19 protein-coding genes are annotated in these 24,822 nt (G+C 45.7%); 18 read left to right on the forward strand and 1 reads right to left on the reverse strand.

Features of this window, described 5'->3' with window-relative positions; genetic code table 11:
• The first annotated feature begins 113 nt into the window (after positions 1-113).
• From GC093_RS03765 to GC093_RS03800, 8 genes are all read left to right on the forward strand, one after another.
• A complete protein-coding gene (locus tag GC093_RS03765) occupies positions 114-3,926 on the forward strand; it encodes a DNA polymerase III subunit alpha (RefSeq protein WP_171650514.1) in 3,813 nt (1,270 codons plus the stop codon).
• A gap of 84 nt (positions 3,927-4,010) precedes the next feature.
• Positions 4,011-4,523 (forward strand): phosphatidylglycerophosphatase A family protein, encoded by a 513-nt coding sequence (locus GC093_RS03770; protein ID WP_171650515.1) that lies wholly within the window; start codon positions 4,011-4,013, stop codon positions 4,521-4,523.
• 148 nt (positions 4,524-4,671) lie between these two features.
• Complete coding sequence (locus GC093_RS03775) at positions 4,672-4,863, forward strand: glutamate decarboxylase (RefSeq protein WP_133225429.1); 192 nt, start codon at positions 4,672-4,674, stop codon at positions 4,861-4,863.
• A gap of 42 nt (positions 4,864-4,905) precedes the next feature.
• Positions 4,906-5,829 (forward strand): acetyl-CoA carboxylase, carboxyltransferase subunit beta, encoded by a 924-nt coding sequence (gene accD, locus GC093_RS03780; protein ID WP_171650516.1) that lies wholly within the window; start codon positions 4,906-4,908, stop codon positions 5,827-5,829.
• Positions 5,819-6,799 carry an acetyl-CoA carboxylase carboxyl transferase subunit alpha gene (gene accA, locus GC093_RS03785; protein WP_171650517.1) on the forward strand — a complete coding sequence of 327 codons (981 nt, stop codon included), beginning with the start codon at positions 5,819-5,821 and terminating at the stop codon, positions 6,797-6,799. Before accD ends, accA begins: the two co-directional genes overlap by 11 nt.
• A complete protein-coding gene (gene pyk / locus GC093_RS03790; protein WP_171650518.1) occupies positions 6,792-8,549 on the forward strand; it encodes a pyruvate kinase in 1,758 nt (585 codons plus the stop codon). The genes accA and pyk overlap by 8 nt, the downstream gene beginning before the upstream one ends.
• A gap of 130 nt (positions 8,550-8,679) precedes the next feature.
• Positions 8,680-9,102 (forward strand): acyl-CoA thioesterase, encoded by a 423-nt coding sequence (locus GC093_RS03795; protein WP_171650519.1) that lies wholly within the window; start codon positions 8,680-8,682, stop codon positions 9,100-9,102.
• A gap of 193 nt (positions 9,103-9,295) precedes the next feature.
• Positions 9,296-11,395, forward strand: coding sequence for an RNA degradosome polyphosphate kinase (locus GC093_RS03800; protein ID WP_171650520.1), 2,100 nt, complete (start codon positions 9,296-9,298; stop codon positions 11,393-11,395).
• Here the strand turns inward: GC093_RS03800 and GC093_RS03805 are convergent.
• The gene (locus tag GC093_RS03805; RefSeq protein WP_171650521.1) at positions 11,383-12,903 is read right to left on the reverse strand and encodes a Ppx/GppA phosphatase family protein; all 1,521 of its coding nucleotides are present in this window, start codon (positions 12,901-12,903) and stop codon (positions 11,383-11,385) included. The two genes, GC093_RS03800 and GC093_RS03805, sit on opposite strands and share 13 nt — an antisense overlap.
• A gap of 236 nt (positions 12,904-13,139) precedes the next feature.
• On the opposite strand from GC093_RS03805, the gene GC093_RS03810 reads away from it, so the two are divergent.
• The 10 genes from GC093_RS03810 to GC093_RS03855 all read left to right on the forward strand — a co-directional run bounded on the left by GC093_RS03810 (position 13,140) and on the right by GC093_RS03855 (position 24,787).
• The gene (locus tag GC093_RS03810) at positions 13,140-13,367 is read left to right on the forward strand and encodes a spore germination protein (RefSeq protein WP_171650522.1); all 228 of its coding nucleotides are present in this window, start codon (positions 13,140-13,142) and stop codon (positions 13,365-13,367) included.
• Between the two features lie 140 nt (positions 13,368-13,507).
• On the forward strand, positions 13,508-13,984 hold the full coding sequence (locus GC093_RS03815) for a ferritin-like domain-containing protein (RefSeq protein WP_171650523.1): 477 nt from the start codon (positions 13,508-13,510) through the stop codon (positions 13,982-13,984).
• Between the two features lie 377 nt (positions 13,985-14,361).
• A complete protein-coding gene (citZ, locus tag GC093_RS03820) occupies positions 14,362-15,474 on the forward strand; it encodes a citrate synthase (RefSeq protein WP_171650524.1) in 1,113 nt (370 codons plus the stop codon).
• A 140-nt stretch (positions 15,475-15,614) separates the two neighbouring features.
• Positions 15,615-16,910, forward strand: a complete 1,296-nt coding sequence (gene icd, locus GC093_RS03825; protein WP_171650525.1) for an NADP-dependent isocitrate dehydrogenase — start codon at positions 15,615-15,617, stop codon at positions 16,908-16,910.
• A 340-nt stretch (positions 16,911-17,250) separates the two neighbouring features.
• Positions 17,251-18,192 (forward strand): malate dehydrogenase, encoded by a 942-nt coding sequence (gene mdh, locus GC093_RS03830; RefSeq protein WP_171650526.1) that lies wholly within the window; start codon positions 17,251-17,253, stop codon positions 18,190-18,192.
• Between the two features lie 227 nt (positions 18,193-18,419).
• Positions 18,420-19,763, forward strand: coding sequence for an LLM class flavin-dependent oxidoreductase (locus tag GC093_RS03835; protein WP_171650527.1), 1,344 nt, complete (start codon positions 18,420-18,422; stop codon positions 19,761-19,763).
• Between the two features lie 82 nt (positions 19,764-19,845).
• Positions 19,846-20,922, forward strand: coding sequence for an LLM class flavin-dependent oxidoreductase (locus tag GC093_RS03840; RefSeq protein ID WP_171650528.1), 1,077 nt, complete (start codon positions 19,846-19,848; stop codon positions 20,920-20,922).
• Between the two features lie 191 nt (positions 20,923-21,113).
• Positions 21,114-22,004 (forward strand): LysR family transcriptional regulator, encoded by an 891-nt coding sequence (locus GC093_RS03845; RefSeq protein ID WP_171650529.1) that lies wholly within the window; start codon positions 21,114-21,116, stop codon positions 22,002-22,004.
• 137 nt (positions 22,005-22,141) lie between these two features.
• Complete coding sequence (locus tag GC093_RS03850; RefSeq protein WP_171650660.1) at positions 22,142-23,158, forward strand: LLM class flavin-dependent oxidoreductase; 1,017 nt, start codon at positions 22,142-22,144, stop codon at positions 23,156-23,158.
• Positions 23,159-23,416: 258 nt separating this feature from the next.
• On the forward strand, positions 23,417-24,787 hold the full coding sequence (locus tag GC093_RS03855; protein WP_171650661.1) for an LLM class flavin-dependent oxidoreductase: 1,371 nt from the start codon (positions 23,417-23,419) through the stop codon (positions 24,785-24,787).
• Positions 24,788-24,822 lie beyond the last annotated feature (35 nt).

The raw sequence follows: 24,822 nt of genomic DNA on the forward strand, positions 1-24,822 counted from the left end.
TTACCGCGCATGATGTCCTGCTTGTCTAATCTATGGTACAAGTGTTCGTATTATGATAAAATAAAAGAAATATTTTTGGCGGCATCATTTTTTACAACAAGGGGGTGGAGCGGGTGAGTGATTTTGTCCATCTGCATGTACATAGTGAATATAGTTTGCTGGATGGTGCGGCACGTATTGATGATCTGGTAGGTCGGGCGGCCGACCTTGGAATGAAGGCATTGGCATTGACTGACCACGGAGTCATGTACGGAGCCATACCTTTCTATAAAGCATGCAAGCAGCGCGGCATTAAGCCGATTATCGGATGCGAGGTTTACTATACAGCAGGCTCCATTCGGGATAAAGGGACTCGAAAGGATCAGCCGATTTATCATTTAATTTTGCTGGCTAAGAATCATACTGGCTATCAAAACCTGATGAAGCTGTGCTCAATAGGTCATTTGGAGGGGCATCATTACAAACCCCGGATTGACCCGAAGAATTTGGCTGAATATTCGGAAGGGCTTATTTGCACCAGCTCTTGTCTCGGAAGTGAAGTTTCCCAGCACCTGCTTCATGAACGTTATGAGGAGGCTAAGCTTGCTGCGCTTCGTTACCAGGACATTTTTGGAGACGATTTTTTCTTGGAGATTCAGGATCACGGTTTGATGGAGCAGAAGAAAGTCATGCAAAGCATGATCCAATTGAGCGAGGATACAGGCATTCCATTGATCGCGACCAATGATGTTCATTACGTTCGCGAGCCGGATCATGCCGTACAGGATATTCTGATTTGTATCGGGACAGGCAAGACGGTGGACGATACGGAGAGATTGCGGTTTCATTCAAGCCAGCTGTATTTGAAAAGCGAAGAAGAGATGAAGCGGCTGTTCCCTCACGTGCCTCAGGCGATAGAAAATAGTCGAATTGTGGCTGAACGGTGTGAGCTGGAGCTCGAATTTGGCCGGTCGATCTTGCCGCAGTTCGAGCCGATTCCAGCTAATGCGACAGCAGGCAGTTATCTTGCTGAATTGTGTCGGACGGGGCTTGAGGAGCGGTATGGGAATGTCGAAGCATGGCTGGAACCGGAGGATAATAGCTACCGCAAGCAGCTGCATGACAGGCTTGATTATGAGTTGTCGGTAATCGAACGTATGGGCTTTTCCGATTACTTTTTAATTGTTTGGGATTTTATCCGCTTTGCCCATCAGCAAGGTATCGCAACAGGGCCGGGTCGGGGCTCCTCCGCAGGCAGCTTGGTAGCGTATGTATTGCGTATCACGGATGTAGACCCGATTCGTTACCAGCTGCTGTTTGAACGGTTCCTCAATCCGGAACGGATCTCGATGCCTGATATTGATATCGATTTTAGCGACTTGCGTCGTGATGAGGTTATAGATTATGTAGTGGACAAATATGGTCGCGATCGCGTTGCTCAAATTATTACATTCGGAACCATGGCTGCGAAGGCGGCTGTTCGCGATGTGGGCAGGGTGTTGAATCTTCCTTATGGGGAAGTGGATCGTGCGGCCAAAATGATACCGTCTCAGCTTGGGATGACATTGGCGGAAGCTATAGAAGCCAATCCGGAATTGAAAGCTCTTGCAGAGAGACAACCGAAGACGGCGCAGCTTCTCGAGATCGCAATGAAAGTCGAGGGCATGCCTCGGCATGCTTCTACTCATGCGGCTGGAGTAATTATTTCCCGGGAGCCGCTGACACAATATGTACCGCTGCAGGAAGGCAATGAGCAGACGGCATTGACACAGTATTCCATGGAGCATTTGGAAGCCATCGGACTGCTCAAAATGGATTTTCTTGGATTGCGGACTTTGTCCATTATCGAGCGTACGCTCCAATGGATCAAGGAACAGCTAGGAGTGACTGTCGATTTCCATAAGCTTCCGATGGATGATCCTGCGACCTACGAGCTGCTGTGCCGCGGCGACACGACAGGTGTATTTCAGCTGGAGTCGGCAGGTGTACGACGAGTGCTGAAGGATTTGAGACCTTCGGAATTCGAGGATATTATTTCGGTCCTTGCGTTATATCGTCCAGGTCCAATGGAGTTTATTCCACGCTATATTGGGGGCAAGCACGGCGAGCTGGAAGTCGAATACCCGCATCCGTTGCTAGAGCCAATTCTCCGAGATACGTATGGGATTATTGTGTATCAGGAACAGATCATGCAGATTGCTTCCAAAATGGCAGGCTTCAGCCTAGGTGAAGCTGATTTATTGCGGCGCGCGGTCAGCAAGAAGAAACGAGAGGTGCTGGACGAGGAGCGGGCGCATTTTGTAAAAGGCAGTGTGACAGAAGGCTTCAGTGAAGCGGAGGCCAACAAGGTGTACGACATGATCGTGCGCTTCGCAGACTATGGATTTCCCCGCGCACATGCAACGGCATATGGTGTTCTGGCGTTCCAGACCGCTTATCTGAAGGCGCATTATCCCGTGCAGTTCATGGCTTCTATGCTGACAGCCGTGATGGGCAGCCACAATAAGGTGGCTGAATATGTGGACGAATGCCGCCGCATGGGCATCGTTGTGCTGCCGCCCGACGTTAACGAGAGCGGCGTCGTGTTTACGCCAGCGGCGCAGCAGGGCCTTGCTGGCGGCAGCGCTGCAGCGCCGCAGGCTGCGCCAGCTGGCGGCGATGAGCCCGCCGAGGCGGATGCCGACGCGGTGAAATCAAGTGCAGGCGCGATTCGCTTCGGCCTCGCAGCGATCAAGAACGTCGGCACGCATGCCATCGAGTCGATCATGCAGGAGCGCAGCGGCGGCCCCTACACGAGCCTGCTCGACCTGTGCCGCCGAGTGGATCTGCGCGTGTGCAACAAGCGAGTGCTGGAGTCGCTCATTCAAGGCGGGGCCGCCGATTCACTGACCGGACACCGCGCTCAGCAGCTGGCAATGCTCGAAGAGACGATTGAGGCTGCTGTTAAATGGCGCAAGGAACGCGATGATTTACAGCTGCATTTGTTTGGATTCGTCGAGGACGTTCACTGGGAGGTTGAATATCCGGAGATTCGCCCTTTTACAATGACGCAGCAGCTAGAGTTGGAGCGGGAGCTTCTCGGACTGTATATCTCAGGCAGTCCGCTGGATGACTACGAAGCGGAGCTGCGAGTGCTTGAGATTGATATGCTGCATCAATTGCAGGAGCTGCCTGACAACAGCGAAGTGATTGTAGCAGGATTGGTGCTATCCAACAAAACGATAGTTACTAAGAAAGGGCAGCCCATGGCTTTCATGGAGCTGGAGGATCGCGTAGCCAAGGTGGAGGTTGTTCTGTTTCCTGAGGCATGGAAACAGTTCGCACCTCTAGTCCAGAAGGGGAATCCCGTTCTGGTCAGGGCCAAGCTTCAGCAGGGGGACGAGGATGTTAAGCTGCTTGCCGATCAACTGGTGGCGCTGAGCGATCCTCAGCTGCAGCTGAAGGCTGTGCGCCGCCCTGCGGCGCATAACGCCCGCACTGGCGGCGAGCGGCCAGCTCCCGCGAGCGACGGAGGCCGCTCGCCGGCTTCAAGCCGCCAAGCGCAAGCTTCGCCGCAGCCGCAGGCCCGCCAAAGCGCCGCGGCGCCGCGCGCCGCTACGTCCGGTCAGACTGCGCGTCCGCCTCAGTCTGGCTCAATTGCGCGGCCGGATTCGCCGCCGCGCACAGCCCGCTCTGCGGCTAGTGTCCCAGCCGCATCGCCGTCATCTACGGCACCGCGTTCACAGCGGGTGTACGTCAAAATCTCAGCCGACCACGAGCAGCCTCACGTATTAACGGCTCTAAAGCAGCTGCTGGTCGAGCAAGGAGGACCCTTGTCCGTCATCCTGTATTACGAGAAAAGCCAAAAAACGCTGGGCCTCAGCGATCAATATAAAGTAAAGCCTTCTCCGAAGCTGTTTCATGCCATTGAGGAGCTGCTGGGTAAAGAGTCGGTGAAAGTGAAATAAATTCTGATATTATAAATCGCTGCTCCTCCGCATACATTTAGTAACCCGGAGGGTCATTCCGAGTTATGGAGGAGGCGATGTCATATGTCCCATGAGCACATTGTGGAAAGTTTGGAAAGACGGGGAGTCACTGTTGAACAAGTGGCCGATATCGTTTACAAACTGCAGTTTCCCTACAATCCGCAGCTTCAAAAGGAAGACTGCATCGACAGCGTCCTGACCGTTTTGAAGAAGCGAGAAGTGCAATATACCTTATACACCGGCATTGCTCTGGATGAGCTGGCTGAGCAAAAGCTGCTCCCTGAGCCACTGCAATCCATAATGGAACGCGACGAATCGTTGTATGGAGTTGATGAGACTCTGGCTCTCGGTATTGTACATGTCTACGGCATGATAGGCTTAACCAGCTTTGGCTATTTGGATAAAAAAAAGATGGGAATTATACGCGAGCTCAATGACCATCCAAGCGGAATTCATGTATTTCTTGATGATTTAGTAGCTGGCCTTGCCGCCGCCGCATCCGCTCGCATCGCTCATCGGCATCAAGATGAATTGGATATGCAACTGACGGATATTAAGGACGACGAAGTAACCTAAACGGGGGGGCCATTATACCCCTGATCTCCTCTCAAGCCGCTGTTCTCCCAGTAATTCTATTCATATTTTATTTAGCGATAAGCCTTTGTTGCGGGAAAAAGAGAAGATATGATATCATTAGTGCATTATGTTCAGGAGGTCTTTTTTCATGTGGACCGTTATTTATATAGCTCCGACAGCGAAAATTGCGGATAGAATCAAGACGAAACTGACAGAAGAGGGCTTTCTTGTCCAGGTGCGGGCCATTAATATGACGAAAAACCAGTTTGAAATTGTAGTCCCTGAAGGTGAACTGGAAGAGGTTCAAGATGTGCTGAATTCCATTTTGCATAGATCGTAGATGGACCGCATTTGAACATCAACCGCAAGCGAGGTGCAGATCGTGCAATTTAAAGACTTATTTCAGAAGAAGAGAAAGTACGCGACGATACCAGGCTCTGATAGACCTGTTCAGCGTGCAGCAGATGGTGTGGAGATAGTTCCTGAGGACAAGCCGAGGAGAGAAATTCCTGAAGGCTTAATGAACAAATGTCCTAGGTGCGCCACCATTCAATTTACCAAAGAATTGGATAAAAACCTTAAGGTTTGTACGGCCTGTGGGTATCATTTCAAATTAAATGCGGTAGAGCGCATTCAGTTGATTATGGATGAAGGCCGCTTTTTTGAATATGACAGTGAAATGATTTCCGAGGATCCGCTTGGATTTCCTGATTATGTGAACAAATACCATAAAGCAACGGAAACTACAGGTATGAACGATGCGATTATTACCGGCGAAGGAACTATTGGTGGCTTCCCAGTCATCGTTGCCGTAATGAGCTTTGACTTTATGGGGGGATCACTTGGCTCTGTTGTTGGTGAGAAAGTAACTATAGCCATTGAGCATGCCATTCAAAAGAAATATCCGTTGATTGTATTTTCCACGTCAGGCGGAGCCCGTATGCAGGAGAGTATACTCAGCTTGATGCAAATGGCCAAAACAAGCGCTGCCATCGCACAATTGAACGAGCAGGGCGGTTTGTTTATTTCCGTTATTACGGACCCGACCTTCGGGGGCGTATCGGCAAGCTATGCAATGCTCGGTGATTATATTATTGCTGAGCCTGGTGCGGCATTCGGATTTACTGGCCGTAGAGTTATTGAACAGACGATCCGTCAGAAGCTTCCAGATAACTTTCAAACGGCTGAGTTCAACTTACAGCATGGTCATGTGGATATGGTAGTTGCACGTAAAGAAATTAAAGGCACGTTGGTTAGATTATTGGATATGCATGTGGTGAAGGGGGATGTGGCAAATGGCGGGTGAATTGCCCTTTGAGCAGCCGCTTCTTGAGCTAAAGGCCAAAATCGAGGAGCTTAGAAAATTTGGCTCTGATAAGCAAATGGATTTCTCGGATGAAATAGCCCGATTGGAGCAGCGTTATGAGCAGCTGGCTGCTCAGCTTTACAGCAGCATGTCCACTTCTGAAAAAATGCAGCTGGCTCGTCATCCTCAGCGTCCTACAACGCTGGATTACATTCAGCTCATTTTTACCGATTTTATGGAGCTTCATGGCGATCGGTTATATGGAGATGACTTGGCTATTGTAGGTGGATTAGCACGATTGAACGGAATACCCGTTACGGTGGTTGGCCACCAGAAGGGTAAGGATACGAAGGACAATATAGCACGACACTTCGGTATGCCTCATCCCGACGGACTGCGTAAAGGCTTGCGATTAATGAAGCAAGCGAATAAGTTTAAACGTCCTATCATTACGTTTATTGATACGCCGGGAGCATATCCAGGCAGTGCAGCCGAAGAGCGTGGACAAAGTGAAGCAATTGCCAGAAATTTAATGGAAATGGCTTCTTTTGGGGTTCCTATCATCTGTGTTGTTATCGGGGAAGGCGGAAGCGGAGGCGCGCTTGCATTAGGAGTTGGCAACCGGGTCTTTATGCTGGAGAACGCGATTTATTCGGTTAGTACGCCTGAGGCGGCTTCGTCGATTCTATATAAAGATGCTTCAAGATCAGGGGAAGCGGCTGAGGCGATGAAAATCACTGCGGATCATATATTGAATCTTGGCGTTATCGATGGGATCATCCAAGAGCCGCGCGGAGGAGCTCACCGTGATGTCCAATCATTGGCTTTGGAAATTAAGCAAACCTTAATAAAGCATTTGCAGGAACTAACGGCTCTTACAGAGAAAGAACTAATCGAAGACCGATATAGAAAATTTAGAAAAATCGGAAGGTTTACTTACATTCAGGAGGGTAATCATAATCATGCGTAAAACGAAAATTGTATGTACTATCGGTCCAGTGAGCGAATCATTGGACATGTTCAAAAAGCTTATTGATGCAGGTATGAATGTAGCTAGATTGAACTTCTCACACGGCGACTTTGAGGAGCATGGCAACCGGATCAAAAATGTTCGTCAAGCTTCCAAGGAATTGAACAAAATAGTAGCCATCCTATTGGATACCAAGGGGCCTGAGATTCGTACAGGTAAGCTGAAGGATGATCAAAAGGTTGAGCTGGTTCAGGATAACTTTATCACTCTTACAACAGAAGAAATTGTTGGAGACGCTGATCGTGTTCATATTACGTATAAGGATTTGCCGAAGGACGTAAAAATTGGCGCGACCATTTTAATTGACGATGGTTTGATTGGATTGGAAGTTGCAGATGTAAGCAACACCGATATCAAATGCCGTATCGTTAATGGAGGTCTGTTGGGCGGCAAGAAGGGTGTTAACGTCCCTGGAGTGAAGATCAATCTGCCTGGTATTACCGAAAAGGATGCTAATGATATAGTTTTTGGTATTGAGCAGGGGGTCGATTTCATCGCTGCTTCATTTGTGCGTAAAGCGAGCGATGTTATTGAGATTCGTGAAATTTTGGAGCGTCACAACGCTAATCATATTCAGATTATTTCCAAAATCGAAAACCAAGAGGGTGTCGATAATTTGGACGAAATCCTTGAGGTTTCAGATGGTTTGATGGTAGCTCGTGGCGATCTTGGTGTTGAGATTCCTGCTGAAGATGTACCAATCGTACAAAAAGCAATGATCAAGAAATGTAACCAAGCGGGTAAACCGGTTATTACAGCTACGATGATGCTGGATTCCATGCAGCGCAACCCGCGTCCGACTCGTGCGGAAGCTAGTGACGTAGCGAATGCGATTTTTGATGGAACGGATGCTGTTATGCTGTCTGGCGAAACGGCTGCTGGTAAATACCCAATTGAGTCCGTATTGACTATGGCCAAAATTTCAGAGCGTGCAGAAGCAGCGCTTGAGCACCGCGAAATTTTTATCCGTCAAAGCAATGCGCAGCAAAAAACAGTTACCGAAGCAATCAGCCAAGCGGTAGCGAGTTCGGCTTTGGATTTGGAAGCGAGAGCGATTTTAACTGCTACGGAGAGTGGATATACGGCACGTATGGTATCCAAATACCGTCCGAAGGCTCCTATCATCGCTGTTACTCCTATTGATCATGTATTGCGCCGTCTATCGTTGGTATGGGGTGTTGTACCTATCAAAGGTGAGGATTGCAAAACAACGGACGAGCTGTTCGAGCACGCAGTAGACAGTAGTGTAAAAGCGGGTCATGTTAGCTTGGGAGATACAGTTGTCATTACGGCAGGCGTACCTGTAGGACGCTCCGGAACAACTAACATAATCAAGGTTCACCAAATTGGTGAAATGATTGCTAAAGGTCAAGGCATTGGAACACAAATCGCTACTGGCAAGGTTGTAATAGCCCGCACTGCGGAAGAAGCTAATGCCAAAGCGGTGGAAGGTTGTATTCTGGTTACTTTAACAACGGACAAGGATTATATCCCTGCTATTGAGAAAGCATCCGCAATCATTACAGAAACAGGCGGCATTACTTCCCACGCGGCAGTTGTCGGTATCAGCTTGAGCAAGCCTGTAATTGTTGGCGTTGATGGCGCATTGGAGCTCATCAAAGACGGCGTAGAGGTATCGATCTACCCTGAAGTAGGTGTAATCTATTCGGGCCGTGCACGCGTCCTATAATTAAAGCTAGGCGTGTTAGACGTCCCACCAAGAAAGCAAGAGTGAAGTCGAGTCTATACATCGGTTTCACTCTTTTTTTTTCTAATAAAGTCATTCATTGATTTTTTTGCGAAATCTCTAGGAGGTTCTTATGTCTTCTTCATCACCTTGGTTTGAGCATACGATAAGGGTTCGTTATCAGGAGACGGATCAAATGGGCGTCGTCTATCATGCGAATTACTTGAATTGGTTTGAAATAGGCAGGACAGAGTTAATCCGTACACTGGGCATGCCATATCATAAAATTGAGGAGCAGGGCTTGCTATTGCCGCTAGTAGACGCGCATATGCAGTTCAAGCTCCCAGCAAAATACGATGACTTGATTACAATATGTACGAGAATAGAAGAGTATACTCATTTGCGAGTTCATTTTGCTTCGGAAATTAGACGCGGCGCCGAGCTGCTGGTTAGTGGAAGTACACGGCATGTGTGGGTGAACCGGGATTGGAAGCCTACTCGTATTGACAAAGCGGCTCCTGAACTGTATAAATTACTGCAGTCGCAAAAAGAATAGTAAATATTAGGGTCTTTTCGAAAGGACCTCGAATAAAAAAAGCTCTTTACCTTTACATACAATTTACAAACTTCACATCTTCTGATTACATTGTCGAACTACCATGAAGATAGTTGAATGAAAATAGAATAGCACACATTTGTATATTTCATTCGCAAAAACGGTCGAATCCTATGGAGGTTACGAGGACAATATGAAAGAGATGGCGCAGAGAGAAAGAGAAGCTTCATCAAACTATATCAATCGCGACTTGAGCTGGATCGAGTTTAATTGGCGGGTGCTTGAAGAAGCCCAGGATGTCGATACACCCTTATTGGAACGGGTAAAATTTCTTTCTATCGTTTCATCCAATTTAGATGAATTTATGAGTGTACGTGTTGCGGGTATCAAAGATCAGATTAAGGCCGGCTATATAAAAAAGGACTTTACTGGTTATACGCCAGCAGGCTTGTTTAAACGTATCATGAAGCGATCAACCAAAATGGTAGCTGAACAATATAAATCTTATCGTGACGTTACGAGACAACTAGCCAAAGAAGGCATTCTTTTTACGGATTATGAAGATCTCAATATGAATCAGCGCAAAGCGATGGATTCTTACTATCATGAAATCGTGTTTCCCGTGCTGACCCCTATGGCAGTCGATCAGAGCCGTCCTTTTCCCTTGGTACATACCCAAGCTGTCTATTTAGCCGTCGTTCTGATGAAGGAAGGCGATGACCCGGAGGATGAGCCTTATTTTGCCATAGTTCAGGTTCCTTCGAATTTGTCTCGTTGTATCGAGGTGCCAGCGCGCTCCAACAGTAAGAAGCATGAATTTGTCCTGCTGGAGGATTTGATTGAGCAGCATATCCACACGTTATTTTCCGGTTATACACCTATTTCCGTACATGGCTTCAGACTTACGCGCAATGCGGATCTAACCTTGAATGAGGAAGGTGCGGAGGATCTGCTGGAGGAAATCGAGAAGGAGCTGCGCCGCCGGCGTTGGGGCTCTCCAGTCCGTCTTGAGGTGCAAAAAGGAATTCATCCGTATGCACTCAATGTGCTGCAGGAAGAGTTTGAAATTACGGAGAATATTTTTGAAATCGATGGTCCTTTGGACTTGACTTATTTTATGAAGCTGGCTGGTTCGTTAAAAGGCTATGAGCAGTTGAGGTATAAACCTGTTGAAGCCGCTTATCCCCTGGAATTGGCTGATACGGAAGATATTTTTATGAAGCTGAAGCAGCAGGACGTTCTTCTCTATCATCCCTATGAATCGTTCGACGCTGTAACTGACTTTATTTGTCAAGCTGCATTCGACAGTCAAGTTTTGGCTATCAAAATGACGCTATATCGGGTAAGCGGAAATTCGCCGTTGATTCAAGCGCTAGCGAGTGCTGCGGAATCGGGCAAGCAGGTAACAGTTGTAGTTGAGCTGAAGGCGAGGTTTGATGAAGAGCGTAATATTGCTTGGGCAAGACAGCTTGAGCAGGCAGGGTGTCATGTTGTATATGGGCTGGTCGGTTTAAAAACACATGCGAAAATCACATTGGTGGTGCGTCAGGAACAGGACGGATTGCGCCGCTATGTGCATGTAGGGACTGGTAATTACAACGATAGCACAGCCAAGCTGTATACAGATCTGGGTCTATTTACTTCCCATATGATCATTGGAGAGGATGCTTCAGCGCTTTTTAATGAAGTTACCGGTTATTCGGCACCGCATAATTGGAAGGCATTTGGAGTCGCTCCAACAGACCTGAAGGACAAACTTTTTGAGAAAATACGCCGTGAAGCCCAACATGCCCTTGAGGGGAAACCCGCTCATATTATCGCCAAGCTCAATTCCTTATCGAATCAACAGATGGTGGAGGAGCTGTACGAGGCTTCTAAAGCCGGAGTCAAAATAGATCTAATCATACGCGGAGTTTGCTGCTTGCGTCCGGGTGTATTGGGATTAAGTGAAAATATTCAGGTGATAAGCATCGTAGACCGGTTTCTAGAGCATTCGCGTATTTTGTACTTCCAAAACGATCAAGAGCCAGAAGTGTATCTTTCTAGTGCGGATTGGATGACGCGGAATTTAACTCGGAGAATTGAGCTTATATGTCCAGTGTTTGACAAGCATCTTCAGGAAACGCTGATCCGGATACTAGAGCTAAGCTTAGGGGACAACGTTAAGGCGCGTCAGCTGCAGTCAAGCGGCTTATATTCACGAATAGTCAATGAGAAAAAACCGCTGCGCAGCCAGTTCGAAGCAATGAAAATTAAATCATGGAAAAAGAAGCCGCAGCATCATGAAGTTTGAATAACCGGCTTCAAGCCCCAAATTTTGCTGAATTCCTTTTGTACAGATTCGACCCCCCTTAATTCGAAGGAGGGGTCGTTTTTTATTTGAGCATGAATAAGTAAGTCCTTGGGATCAATAATGGCGCTGAAAGACGCAATAGACTGAGCTTCGGAAATATCCAATGCAATTGCCAGCTGGAGGATCGTTCCGAGCTTTGCAATCAAGTCCAAGTCTGTATCGGACAATATATCCTTATGTTGCAAGTAAATCTGCTGGGTTTTGTTTTTGGTTTTATAAGTAGCGGCAGCCGCGCATATAAGGGTTTCTCTATGAGATAGTCCGTCGATTCGCGAGTGTGCAATTAAATAAAAGGAATGCTTAACAAAATGATAATAATTTACAGCCACTCCGATACGGTGAAGTAAGGCAGCAGCACGCAGAACTTGCAGGCTTCGGTCGTCTAATCCATGTAGGCTTTGTAGAGCGTTAAACAGAATGGCAGCATTCGCTGTAACTTGTTCCAGATGGGCGACAGGTGCCGTGGAATGAAGCGCCAGAAGGTTGCGAGCGCTATGATCGAGAAGACTCATTGATGCCAAATGATCAGGTAAAAAGGCTTCATGAAAGAGTCCATCGCGTAATCCTGCGCCGCTAATCACGTAATGGCTTGAGCCTGTCGCTTCAAACAAGGCTTGTAAAAGAGTCATTCCCGGAACGATGATATCGAAACGCTCTTTGGATAGGCCATCCACCTTTTTTCTTTTATCGTTAGGGAGGGAGGACAGCCATTGCATCAGCTCATCCATATCCAAGGCAGAAATAGGGTAATTATGTGTAACTGGAAGTGAATACTTTTGCTTCTTTTGATTGATCTTGCTAAGGCTGCGAATCGTTCCTCCTAAGCCTATGAAGGGTAAACCTGGGTGCATTTTGATCCATGGCTCGTTAGCTACAGCTTCTTGAACCATGTGGCGAATTTGCTTTAATTGTTCTTCGCTGCAATCACCATTGGTTGAGAATCTGCGGCCTGTATTAACCGCTCCAAATGGAAAAGAGACACTTTTCAGTCTTGTGCGATTGCGGAATATCGTGACTTCTGTGCTTCCGCCCCCAATATCGACAACAATTCCATCAGGGATATCCAATGAGTTTATCATACCGAGAAAACCGAGTCTTGCTTCGTCCTCACCGGATAGGAGCTCAACCTCTATGCCAGTCTGATAATGTAAGGTTTGAATGATATGTTGTGAATTAGCAGCGTTGCGTATAGCAGCAGTGGCTGCGGCGCGAATTTCAGATACTTGATTAGCATTACACACCTGCTTAAAATGCGACAGAATCCCGACAATAGCTTGAACATCGTCAGGAGGAAGACTATTGTCAGGACCAATTCTTTGACTTAACCGGGCCGATTGCTTGAATTCTCCAATAACTCTATAGGCATTTAATTGATTCATTTCATAAATAACCAGACGTATGGAATTGGAACCGATATCAATGATGCCGATTCTGCGGCTGTTTGGCATAAGACTCCTCCATAGTGTACACATTTTAGCGTATCGCTTTTACTGAACATTAATTTTTTCACATACAAAGACTATTTTAACACCGATTTCGATGAGAGCAAAATTTCTAAGAATAATTTAACAGCGCCCATATTGGCCGTTATAGACAAATGTAGAGCACAGTTGTGACGTTTGGGCAATAATCCCATAACATAATATCATATATATATTAAATTTGATGGAAGAGGTTTCAACCAATGCCTTCAATTGTCGGTAATATTAAAATTAACAATGTTAGCCAGAGCTCTAATGTTCAAATCGGGGATGTTGCCTATATTGTGTTATCAAGCTCATCCAAAAACTATGGGGGTGCTGCATCATTTTCTCCTGGTGATTCTATTGGAAGCGTCGCGAATAACGAAAACAGCAGCACAAACACGAATGATCCAGATCTTATAGATGGCTCCAATTCGAGTGTTGTGTGAAAAAAAGGAGGTAGAGCTACACTCATTGAAAACCCGTCTATACAAGGTAACAGGCCTACCAGTAGACATGATCATAGGCACCAGACCAAACAGGTTTGCATAATATGATCTAGAATATTGAGTAGAAGGTAGGTTAACGTATGTATGGAGTCTATCCTTATTGGTACCGTTCAAGTTTTCATCCTGTGTGGACGACGGATCAGACACAGGCATTGGAATTAATTAGACAATCCGTACAGGGTGAGCGTAACGATGAATTATTTTATGATGAATTGATAAGGTTAGCTCCAATGAAAGAACAAGCAACTATTATTAAATCGATTCGTGATGATGAACGTGGGCACAACAGGATGTTTCGGGGTATCTATAATGCATTGACTGGGCACGAGGTTTCTGGAACAAGTGATGAACAATATGGGAAGGTAACCTCTTATGAAGAAGGATTACAACGAGCATTATTAGGTGAGCTATCAGCCGTTGAAAAGTACCGAAAAATCTGGTTTGGTTTGCCTGATAGTATTTATCGTGATACCGTAATGGGTATTATCCTAGACGAGCAAAAGCATGCAAGTTTATATAACTACCTATTCACACTGAGTCGAACGAATAATAAATAAACGTTGACGGTAACGAAAAAGCCTTCTTTCCTTTGATATGGAACGAGGGCTTTTTTGTCTTATTTATTGGAATTCCTTTAGAGTATAGTGGAAAGAATAAAGCCCATACCTTCAAGCATTTGGAGTCAGCGTGTTGATATTTAAGAGATAGCATATGTTTATTGTGCTGATAATGAACTTTTATGTGCTGCTTTGTTCACATTGTTTGCCAAATCATTTATAGTAGATAAGTAAACATTCGACCTTGGGTAAAATGAATTTTGCCGTAGTGAAGATATTTTCTTCGAAAAGGACTTCGATCTGGAGTTTTTCTTATGAGCAGCGATTTATGATATAGTAGTTATTATACGAACATGTAAAGTAAAGGAGAGATTGTTTTGACTGCTACTAAAGGTTTAGAAGGCATTGTTGCTACAACGTCGTCGATCAGCTCCATTATTGACGGTGTACTAACTTACCGCGGATTTGACATCGATGATTTGGCTGAAAATGCAACTTTCGAAGAGGTAGCTTATTTGCTATGGTATGGCAAGCTGCCTAACCGTTCCGAATTGGCTCAATTGGTTAAGGATTTGAATCAATATGCAGCTGTACCAAGCCAAGTGATTGATCAAATCAGAACGTATCCTAAAGATACGAACTCGATGGCTGCACTTCGTACTGCTGTTTCCAGCTTGGCACTGTATGATGAAGAAGCTAACGATATGTCACCGGAATCCAACCTGCGCAAAGCGATAAAATTGCAAGCACAAATTCCAACCATCATTGCTGCATTTGCTCGTATTCGTGAAGGTAAAGAGCCAATCGCTCCTAAGCAAAGCGAATCTGTTGCTGAGAACTTCCTATACATGCTGATCGGTAAAGATCCAGATAAAGTTGCAATTGAAGCACTGGATAAAGCTTTGGTGCTGCATGCAGATCACGAATTGAACGCTTCAACATTCGCGGCGCGTGTTACTGTAGCTACATTGTCTGACATCTATTCCGGCGTAACTTCTGCTATCGGAGCACTTAAAGGTCCATTGCATGGCGGAGCTAATGAAGCGGTTATGGCTATGCTTGAGGATATCGGTACTTTTGAAAATGCAGAGTCTTATGTCAACGCGAAGCTGGCTAACAAAGAAAAAATTATGGGCTTTGGACACCGTGTATACAAAAACGGCGATCCACGCGCTAAGCATCTTCAAAAAATGTCTGAGCAACTGGGCAAAATTACCGGCAATATGAACTGGTATAATATGTCAATTAAAATTGAAGAAATCGTAACTGGACAAAAAGGTTTGAAGCCTAATGTGGACTTTTACTCTGCTTCCGTTTATACTTCTCTGGAGATTCCGCGTGATTTGTTTACACCGATTTTTGCGGTTAGCCGTGCATCCGGATGGACAGCTCACATTCTTGAGCAGTTTGAGAACAACCGTTTGATCCGTCCTCGTGCTGAGTACACAGGTCTTTCAAACCAGAAGTATACACCGATTGATAATCGTTAATCGATTTCAATAAAGTCTATTGCAACCAACGGGTTGTTGCAGCGTGCTCTAAGTCTGGTTCAATTGAACAGGACAAGCGCTGTGGCTCCCGTTCAATTTTGTGTTTATACTTTCCCAATTTTAAGGAGGCAAATTAAATCATGGCTCAATTCGAAAACTATAGTGCACCTACTGAAGGCGAAAAAATTACTATCACAGACGGTAAACTTAACGTACCTAACAACCCAATTATTCCTTTTATCGAGGGTGACGGAACAGGTCCTGACATCTGGGCAGCTTCCAAGCGTGTATTGGATGCAGCGGTAGAAAAAGCATACAAAGGCGAAAAGAAAATCGCTTGGTACGAAGTATATGCCGGCGAAAAAGCTTTTAATAAATACAACAGCTGGTTGCCAAATGATACTTTGACTGCTATTCGTGAATACATAGTAGCAATCAAAGGACCTTTGACAACTCCGATCGGCGGCGGTATCCGTTCTTTGAACGTTGCTCTTCGTCAAGAGCTTGATCTGTATGTATGCTCTCGTCCAGTTCGTTATTTCAACGGCGTACCATCCCCGGTTAAACGTCCTGAGCTTGTTGACATGGTTATTTTCCGTGAAAATACAGAAGATATCTATGCAGGTATCGAGTGGGAATCCGGTTCCGCTGAAGTTAAGAAAGTAATTGAGTTCTTGCAAAAAGAAATGGGCGTTAACAAAATCCGTTTCCCTGAAACTTCCGGTATCGGTGTTAAGCCTGTTTCCTCCGAAGGAACAGAGCGTTTGGTTCGTGCAGCAATCGAGTACGCAATCGAGCATGGCCGCAAAACGTTGACACTGGTACACAAAGGCAACATCATGAAATTTACTGAAGGTGCATTCAAAAACTGGGGTTATGAGCTGGCTGAAAGAGAATTTGGCGATAAAACCTTCACTTGGGCACAATACGATAGAATCAAAGCTGAGCAAGGCACAGATGCTGCAAACCAAGCACAAAAAGATGCTGAAGCTGCAGGTAAAGTCATCGTGAAAGACGCTATTGCAGATATCGCATTGCAACAAGTATTGACTCGTCCTACTGATTTCGATGTTATCGCAACATTGAACCTGAATGGCGACTACTTGTCTGATGCATTGGCTGCACAAGTTGGCGGTATCGGTATTGCTCCAGGAGCAAACATCAACTATGTAACTGGACACGCAATCTTCGAAGCTACTCATGGTACTGCTCCTAAGTATGCTGGTTTGGATGTAGTTAACCCAGGTTCCGTTATCTTGTCCGGCGTTATGATGCTTGAGCACTTGGGCTGGTTGGAAGCTGTTGAACTGATCTACAAAGGTATGGAAACATCGATCAATAACAAAACCGTTACTTATGACTTCGCACGTTTGATGGAAGGCGCAACTGAAGTTAAATGCTCTGAGTTCGCTGACCAAATTATTAAACATATGTAATTTTTCCATCCCCCTAAATCCCCTTTGTAAGGGGGGACCCCCAGAGGTTTCGCCCCCTGGACCATGAAAGGTTGTCTGAGGTGGGAGTGAGTAGCTTCGATGGGAAGTGGGAGCGCGGAGCGCGTTCGTCAACGAGAGCTTGAGGCTGCGCCCGAGCGTCTCGCTGACACGCTTTACGTTTTGTTTCTTTGCTTTTTGGCTTTAGACATTGCCATCTGCGTTCTAATTATAAAGAACACACTTTCAACAGCGGCCGAAGGCACATCCCTAATTCTGATAGCCTACTTTTGGCCACATATCTTTACCGACTTAAATAAACCATTTCAGGAGGTAATTATTCATGGCAATCCAACGCAAAAAAATTACTGTTGTCGGAGCGGGTTTTACTGGAGCGACTACTGCATTTTTGGCAGCACAAAAAGAATTGGGAGACGTTGTATTGCTGGACATCCCTCAGCTGGAAAACCCTACTAAAGGTAAAGCTTTGGACATGCTCGAAGCTTCTCCAGTTCAAGGCTTTGACAGCAATATCGTAGGTACTTCCAACTATGACGACACAGCTAACTCCGATATCGTTATCATCACAGCAGGTATCGCTCGTAAACCGGGTATGAGCCGTGATGACCTAGTTAACACAAATGCAGGTATCGTAAGATCCGTTTGTGATAACGTGAAAAGAACGAGCCCTAACTCCATCGTAATCATTTTGAGTAACCCAGTTGATGCTATGACTTATGTGGCTTACGAAGCTTTGGGCTTCCCAAAAGAGCGCGTAATCGGTCAATCCGGTGTATTGGACACAGCACGTTATTGCACATTTATCGCTCAAGAGTTGAACGTATCTGTTGAAGATGTACGCGGCTTCGTATTGGGCGGTCATGGTGATGACATGGTTCCTTTGGTACGTTACTCCAATGTTGGCGGTATTCCAATCGAGAAATTGATCCCTGCTGACCGTATCGAGGCTATTGTTCAACGTACTCGTACAGGCGGCGGCGAGATCGTTAACCTGTTGGGTAACGGCAGCGCGTATTACGCACCTGCGGCTTCCTTGGTTCAAATGGCTGAGGCTATCATCAAGGACAAAAAACGTATCATCCCTGCTATCGCATTGCTTCAAGGTGAATATGGCTATGACAACTTGTTCATGGGCGTACCTACATTGTTGGGCGGCGAAGGCATCGAGAAAATTTTTGAATTGGAGCTTCTGCCTGAAGAGAAGACAGCTCTTGATAAATCCGCAGATTCCGTTCGTAACGTAATCAAAGTGGTGTCAGCTTAATTTCAGCAGTATCCAATAAATAGAGTTAGCTAAAAACCAGTGAGGCCTTTTGGGGCTGAGCTGGTTTTTTTGCGTTGCTTGGATCAGAATTTTAAATATTGAAATAGAAATTGTCTATTAGACTATCCCGAATGGATAAAGTAAGATTGTTTTAATTCCTATATGAATAATTGGTATTAGAGTTAGAGTGATGGAGAGAGAAAAATTAAATTAAAGGAGTGTGGATTATGTCTAAACAACGAATGTTGAAGCTGGGAGCAAATATTAACGGTGTCGGCAATAGTATGTCTTATTGGAGGCATCCAAAAGTATCAACTGAAGCAAGTGTTGATTTTGAGTTTTATAAACAGCAGGCATTAATAGCGGAGGCAGGTAAATTCGATCTTCTTTTTATTGCAGATGGCTTATATATAAATGAAAAATCCAACCCTCATTTTCTAAACAGGTTCGAACCGCTCACCATTTTATCTGCTTTAAGTGCAGTCACTTCCAAGATTGGTCTTGTTGCAACGCTGTCCTCGTCCTATAGCGAGCCCTTCACAGTTGCCCGCCAGTTTGGTTCACTAGATAAATTAAGCGGCGGACGAGCGGGTTGGAACGTAGTGACTTCACCTCTTGAAGGTTCAGCGAAAAATTTCAGTAAGGATGAGCATCCATCTCATTCTTTACGTTATCAAATTGCAGAGGAATTTCTAGAGGTTGTAAAAGGGCTGTGGGACTCATGGGAGGACGACGCTTTTGTAAAGGATAAAGAGAGTGGTGTATTTTTCAATCCGGAGAAAATGCATCGATTGAATCATCAAGGGCAGTTCTTTTCTGTGCAAGGTCCACTTAATATCGCCCGTTCCAAGCAGGGTTATCCAGTGGTTTTCCAAGCGGGTTCATCGGAATCGGGCAAGGATTTAGCCGCGAAATCTGCGGATGCCATTTATACAGGGCATGATTCCATTGAAGAAGCGAAGCTTTTTTACCGAGATGTCAAATCTAGAGCTAAATTATACGGGCGATCCGGAGAGGACATCCTTATTTTTCCGGGGATCGGGCCGATTGTTGGACGTACGGATGAAGAAGCCGAGCGCAAATACAAGGAGGTTTCAGAGCTAGTCACTATTGAAAGCGCGCTTGATTATTTGGGTCGATATTTCGAGCATTTCGATTTCTCTCAATTTCCGCTCGATGAGCCGTTTCCAGAGTTGGGAGATTTCGGAAGCAATAGCTTTCGAAGTACAACTGACCGGATAAAAAAAGAAGCGAAGGAGCAGAACCTAACACTCCGCCAAGTTGCAATTCGTGTATCAACACCAAGAGGTGCATTTATGGGCACACCGGAAAAGATCGCTGACCTGATTCAGCAATGGTTTGAAGAGGAAGCCGCCGATGGCTTCATTATTCGCACAGTAGTGCCGGGGGGATTAGCTGATTTTGTGGAGCTTGTCGTACCTATTTTACAAGAACGAGGTCTTTATAGAACGGAATATGAACACGATACGCTGCGAGAGAATTTGGGACTTTCGATTCCTCTTAACCGCCATACAAGAGAGTCGAAACAACCGCTTGAGCACACAAGATAATGAGCAATAGCCTTGTGAAAGGTGGCATAGCCCAGACTCTGGTATTTAATGCAAACAAAACTAAAGAGGGGGTTCGAGTCAGATGAAATTCGCATTGTTTAGCCTAATGATGAATCTTCCTAATGCAGTTACTGGTGAAGTTTTGACTACACAGCAGAAATTTGAGAACGTTCTGAAGCAGGCCATACTTGCCGAGAAGCTTGGTTTTGATGCTTATGGTGTGGGAGAGCGACATGGAGATCCCTTCTTGTCATCATCTCCACCGGTCGTCCTGAGCGCAATCGCCGCGAGAACTTCCAGGATTCGGCTCTTAACAACAGTTACAGTTCTGAGCGTACTGGATCCTGTGCGTGTGGCTGAGGACTACGCGACACTTGACCATCTTTCAGGAGGACGCATCGAGTTGATCATTGGTAAAGGAAACGATCCTCGGCACTACCGGCTGTTTGGTATTCCCGAGGAGGAGCAGTGGGAGTCACTCGCTGAGCGGTACGTCTTGCTTAAGCGCTTGTGGAATGAGGAGAACGTGACTTGGCAGGGACGCTATCGCGCACCGCTGGACCATGTAACCACACAGCCAAGGCCGTTTCAGCTGCCGATCCCGGTATGGCATGGCAGTGCATCAAGCACTCTCTCTACGGAGCTGGCAGCTAAATATGGAGAGCCTATTTTCTCGTCGAATACGTTTCACCCACAGGCCAAATACAAAGCGCTGATCGATCATTATCGAGAGCGTTTGGAGTATTACGGACATGACCCTTCGAAGGCGATTGTCGGCTCAGGCTCGGGTAGCTTGTATTTAGCGAACACCAAGGAAGAGGCAATCAATCGCTTTCGACCTTACTACAATGCTTTTCAATCAACAACATCAGCCAAGCATAACCGGACACCTTTTAAAGACATTGAAGATAATATAGAGAACGGTCCCATTCTTGTAGGCAGTCCTGAGAGCGTGATTGAGAAAATACTGAATTATCATTCTGCTTATGGGCATCAGGTTCTCAGTATCAGTGTGGATGGGTTGAGTGAATCGGAGCAGTTGGAGCAGGTCGAACGGTTTGCTTCCGAGATTGCACCCGTGCTGCGGCGCTTCATCCCAAGTACAGTATGGAATAACAAAGTGCCCGCCGTGACGCAAGGTTTGATCGCAAGTTTGTGATGATGATTCGGATCCGTGTAGTATACTTTGATATTGGTATTGACTTTCCCGATAAGGTGGTCTATATTTAAATCATATTAAACATATCGGAATAATTAATTATCTACCGGATTACCTGGAGATACATCAGTCCTTTAATAGAGGCGGGTGTATCTCTGTTTATTTTTTTTGGGAAAAGGGGGGACTAAGGAATGAATATAGAAAATCTGGAAGCGTTTGTGTATGTCATCCATTTCAACAGCTTTAATAAAGCCGCCGATGCTTTGTTTCTATCCCAACCATCGATTTCTGCCCGAATTCAATCATTGGAAAGAGAATTAAATGCTTTGCTTTTTGAAAGAGAAGGTAAACAATTCACCTTAACAGATAAGGGAAAACAGTTTCTGCCCTACGCTCAGCAAATACTGCAATCTTATAAAAAGGGGAAGCAGCAGCTGCAGCATAAGAGTACATCGCTTGATGAGTTAAGAATCGGATGCACCGTATCCGTTTCGAATTACTTGATCCCAGAGATACTCCCTGTGCTGAAAGAACGGATGCCCGATGTTCAAATTAAGTTAACCACTGCTTCATCTGAAACCCTATTGGAAAAGCTGTTAAGCAAAGAGATCGATCTAGGACTTATTCGTAATATCGCTCATCCCCACATCCATTCCGTAAAATTTTATGAGGACCCTATTCGTCTTTTTGTACGCCGAGAGCATGCTTTTGCGAAGATGGACATTGTGACTGTAGAGAATATAGTTAATGAACCGTTGGTATTTTTTGAATGCGGCTCTCTTGACTGGATGAAGATCCACAGGCTGTTCGATTCTCTGCACCTGCCTCCTAACATTGTGTACCAGATCGATAATCTGGAAACAGCCAAAAAGCTAGTGTTAAAAGGCGTCGGTATCAGCTTCCTCCCAGAGCTATGTGTCCAAAAGGAAGTTCGGGAAAACCTGCTGATCCCTATTGAGCTTCCCAATTTAAATAGCCTCTCACTCCGCACCAACCTGATCTCATTAGATGGAGAAGGCTTGCATTGGCATAAATTGTTTCAGGATACGGTTAAAGGAATAGATTTCAAAGCATGTTTTTAATAGAAATATTAAATTAATGGATAGAAAGAACCTATTATCCGACCGATTGACGGTGTTAATTGGCAATGATACAGTTTTATTAAGAGTTAAATCCGATAAAATCTATAGGAAATTGTTTAATTGAGAGGGTGTTGATGATGGGATTAAGGCTAAGTATCTTGGACCAAAGCCCGATTGGAGAAGGGGAGACGGCAAGCCAAGCATTTCAGAATACGATAAAGCTTGCGCAAAAAGCAGAGGAGCTGGGCTATTACCGTTTCTGGGTATCAGAGCATCACGATACAGAAAGACTGGCCGGATCTTCACCGGAAGTGTTGATAGCTTATTTATTGGCCAAAACGAAGCAGATTCGCGTAGGATCAGGCGGCGTGATGCTGCAGCATTATAGTCCTTACAAGGTTGCTGAGAACTTTAATGTCCTTGCCTCACTTGAACCTGGACGTGTGGATCTCGGGGTAGGCAGAGCGCCTGGAGGATTGCCTCGTTCGAGCAGAGCGCTTCAACAGGATGCTTATGGGAACAGCAAGACGTTGGGGCAGAAGCTTGTGGAACTAAAGCAATTTTTGGCTAACGAGCTGGACGCTGAGGATCCATTGAAAGGTGTCAAAGCAACACCATTCCCACAGAAGCCAGCCGACTTATATCTGCTTGGTGCCAGTATAGAAAGCGCTGGATTGGCGGCAAGCTTGGGAATCCCTTATGTATTTTCCCAGTCCATCAATGGAGAGGAGAAAACGATTAACGAAGCATTTCAGTTGTACCGTACGCAGTTCCAGCAAGGGGTCTTGAAGCAGCCGCAAGCCATTCTCGCATTATCTGTCATTTTGACTGATACAGACGAGGAAGCGGAGCAGCTGGCCGCAGTTAATTCGAAAATTTTCAAAATCCGGTTGGAAAGCGGACGGACGTTGACAGTGAAAAGCATTGAGCAGATAGAGGAGTACGGGCGGCAAACAACGGAGCCTTATACCATTGAGGAAACGCAGGCCAATATCATTTACGGTTCCAAAGAAACGGTACGCCAGAAGCTGATCGCCATTCAAAACAAATATCAAATTGAGGAAATTATTATTAGTGTAGCCTTGCCTGAGTTTGCAAAACGGCTTTATGCTTATGAGCTGTTGCAGGAAGCTTTCTCAGAGTTAACGGTATAGGAGTCTGTCCGACGAAAGCAATCCGTGAATATTTATTTACTACTGTGGTTATTGCGGGAAAGGGATGGTACTCCACCGCTCTTGAAATTTAAGCTGTCTTTAACTTACCTTGCGGTAACAACTTAATTTCAAAGGTGGCCGTAAACTTTCCGTACCATTCCCTTATCCCTCCATAACCTCATGAATGAATATTCACGAAGATCAAAATCGTCGGAAAGACTCCTAATAATCCATATATAAAATTAGGAGGGGTTTACAATTACACAGCAAAGAAAGTTGAAAATAGGTGCGATGCTGCACGGAGCTGGCGGGCATATGGCGGCTTGGAGACATCCCGAAGCGGTGGCGGATGCAAGTGTGAATTTTGGATTTTACAAACAACTTGTTCAAAAAGCTGAGGCGGGTAAGCTCGATTTGGTTTTTGTGGCAGACGGATTGTATATTAACGAAATTTCGCATCCGACGTTTTTGAACCGGTTTGAGCCGGTTGCGGTTTTATCGGCATTGGCTGGAGTGAGCTCACACATTGGGCTTGTCGGAACACTCTCCACCTCTTACAGCGAGCCTTATACGGTCGCCAGACAGTTCGCAACGATCGATATGATCAGTGGCGGGCGTGCAGGATGGAATGCCGTAACTTCTCCATTAGAGGGCTCGGCTTTAAACTACAGCAAAACAGAGCACCCGTCACACGAGCTGCGCTATCGAATTGCCGAGGAGTATTTGCAGATCACGAAGGGGCTGTGGGATTCATGGGAGGATGATGCCTTTGTCCGCGATAAGGAATCAGGTCAATTTATAGATCCTTCTAAAATGCACCGTTTAAACCATAAAGGAGAGTTTTATTCGGTACAGGGGCCGCTCAATATTGCCCGATCGAAGCAGGGGCAGCCTTTAGTCTTTCAAGCGGGGTCGTCGGAGCCAGGCAAAGACTTAGCAGCCAAAGAGGCCGATGCCGTGTTTACCGGACATGAAACGATAGAAGAAGCCAAACGCTTTTATCAGGATGTGAAAAGAAGAGCCGTGAAATTCGGACGTTCGGCTGGCGATGTATTGATATTTCCGGGAATTACTCCAATTGTAGGGTTTACTGAGGAAGAAGCCCAAGCGAAGTACGAGCAAATCGCCAATCTTGTTGATATTGATGTTGCATTAAATTATTTAGGCCGTTTTTTTGACCACTTTGATTTCAAGCAGTTCCCTCTGGATGAACCGTTGCCGGATCTTGGAGATTTGGGTAGTGAGGGCTTTAAGAGCACAAGCGATCGCATAAAAAAAATGGCAAAAGAAGAAAACTTAACTTTACGGCAGCTGGCACTAAAAGTCACTTCACCGAGAAGCGGCTTTACAGGGACACCCGTACAAATTGCGGATACGATACAACGTTGGTTCGAAGAGGAAGCAGCTGACGGATTTATGATAGGAAGCGCCGTACTGCCTACAGGGTTAAATGATTTCATCGATCATGTCGTTCCTATCTTGCAAGAAAGAGGATTGTTCCGCACTGAATATGAACATGATACTTTGCGCGGAAATCTGGGGCTTCCGTTCCCGGAAAATCGGTATACCTCAGCAAGAAGGAACCAAGAGGCGACCGTTGAAGCAGTTGCTGATGCTGTAGGTAAATAAGCAGCTTAAGAGTCTACGAGTGAGTTGAACTCATA

This window comes from Paenibacillus foliorum (assembly GCF_013141765.1).
GTDB classification, from domain to species: Bacteria; Bacillota; Bacilli; order Paenibacillales; family NBRC-103111; genus Paenibacillus_S; species Paenibacillus_S foliorum.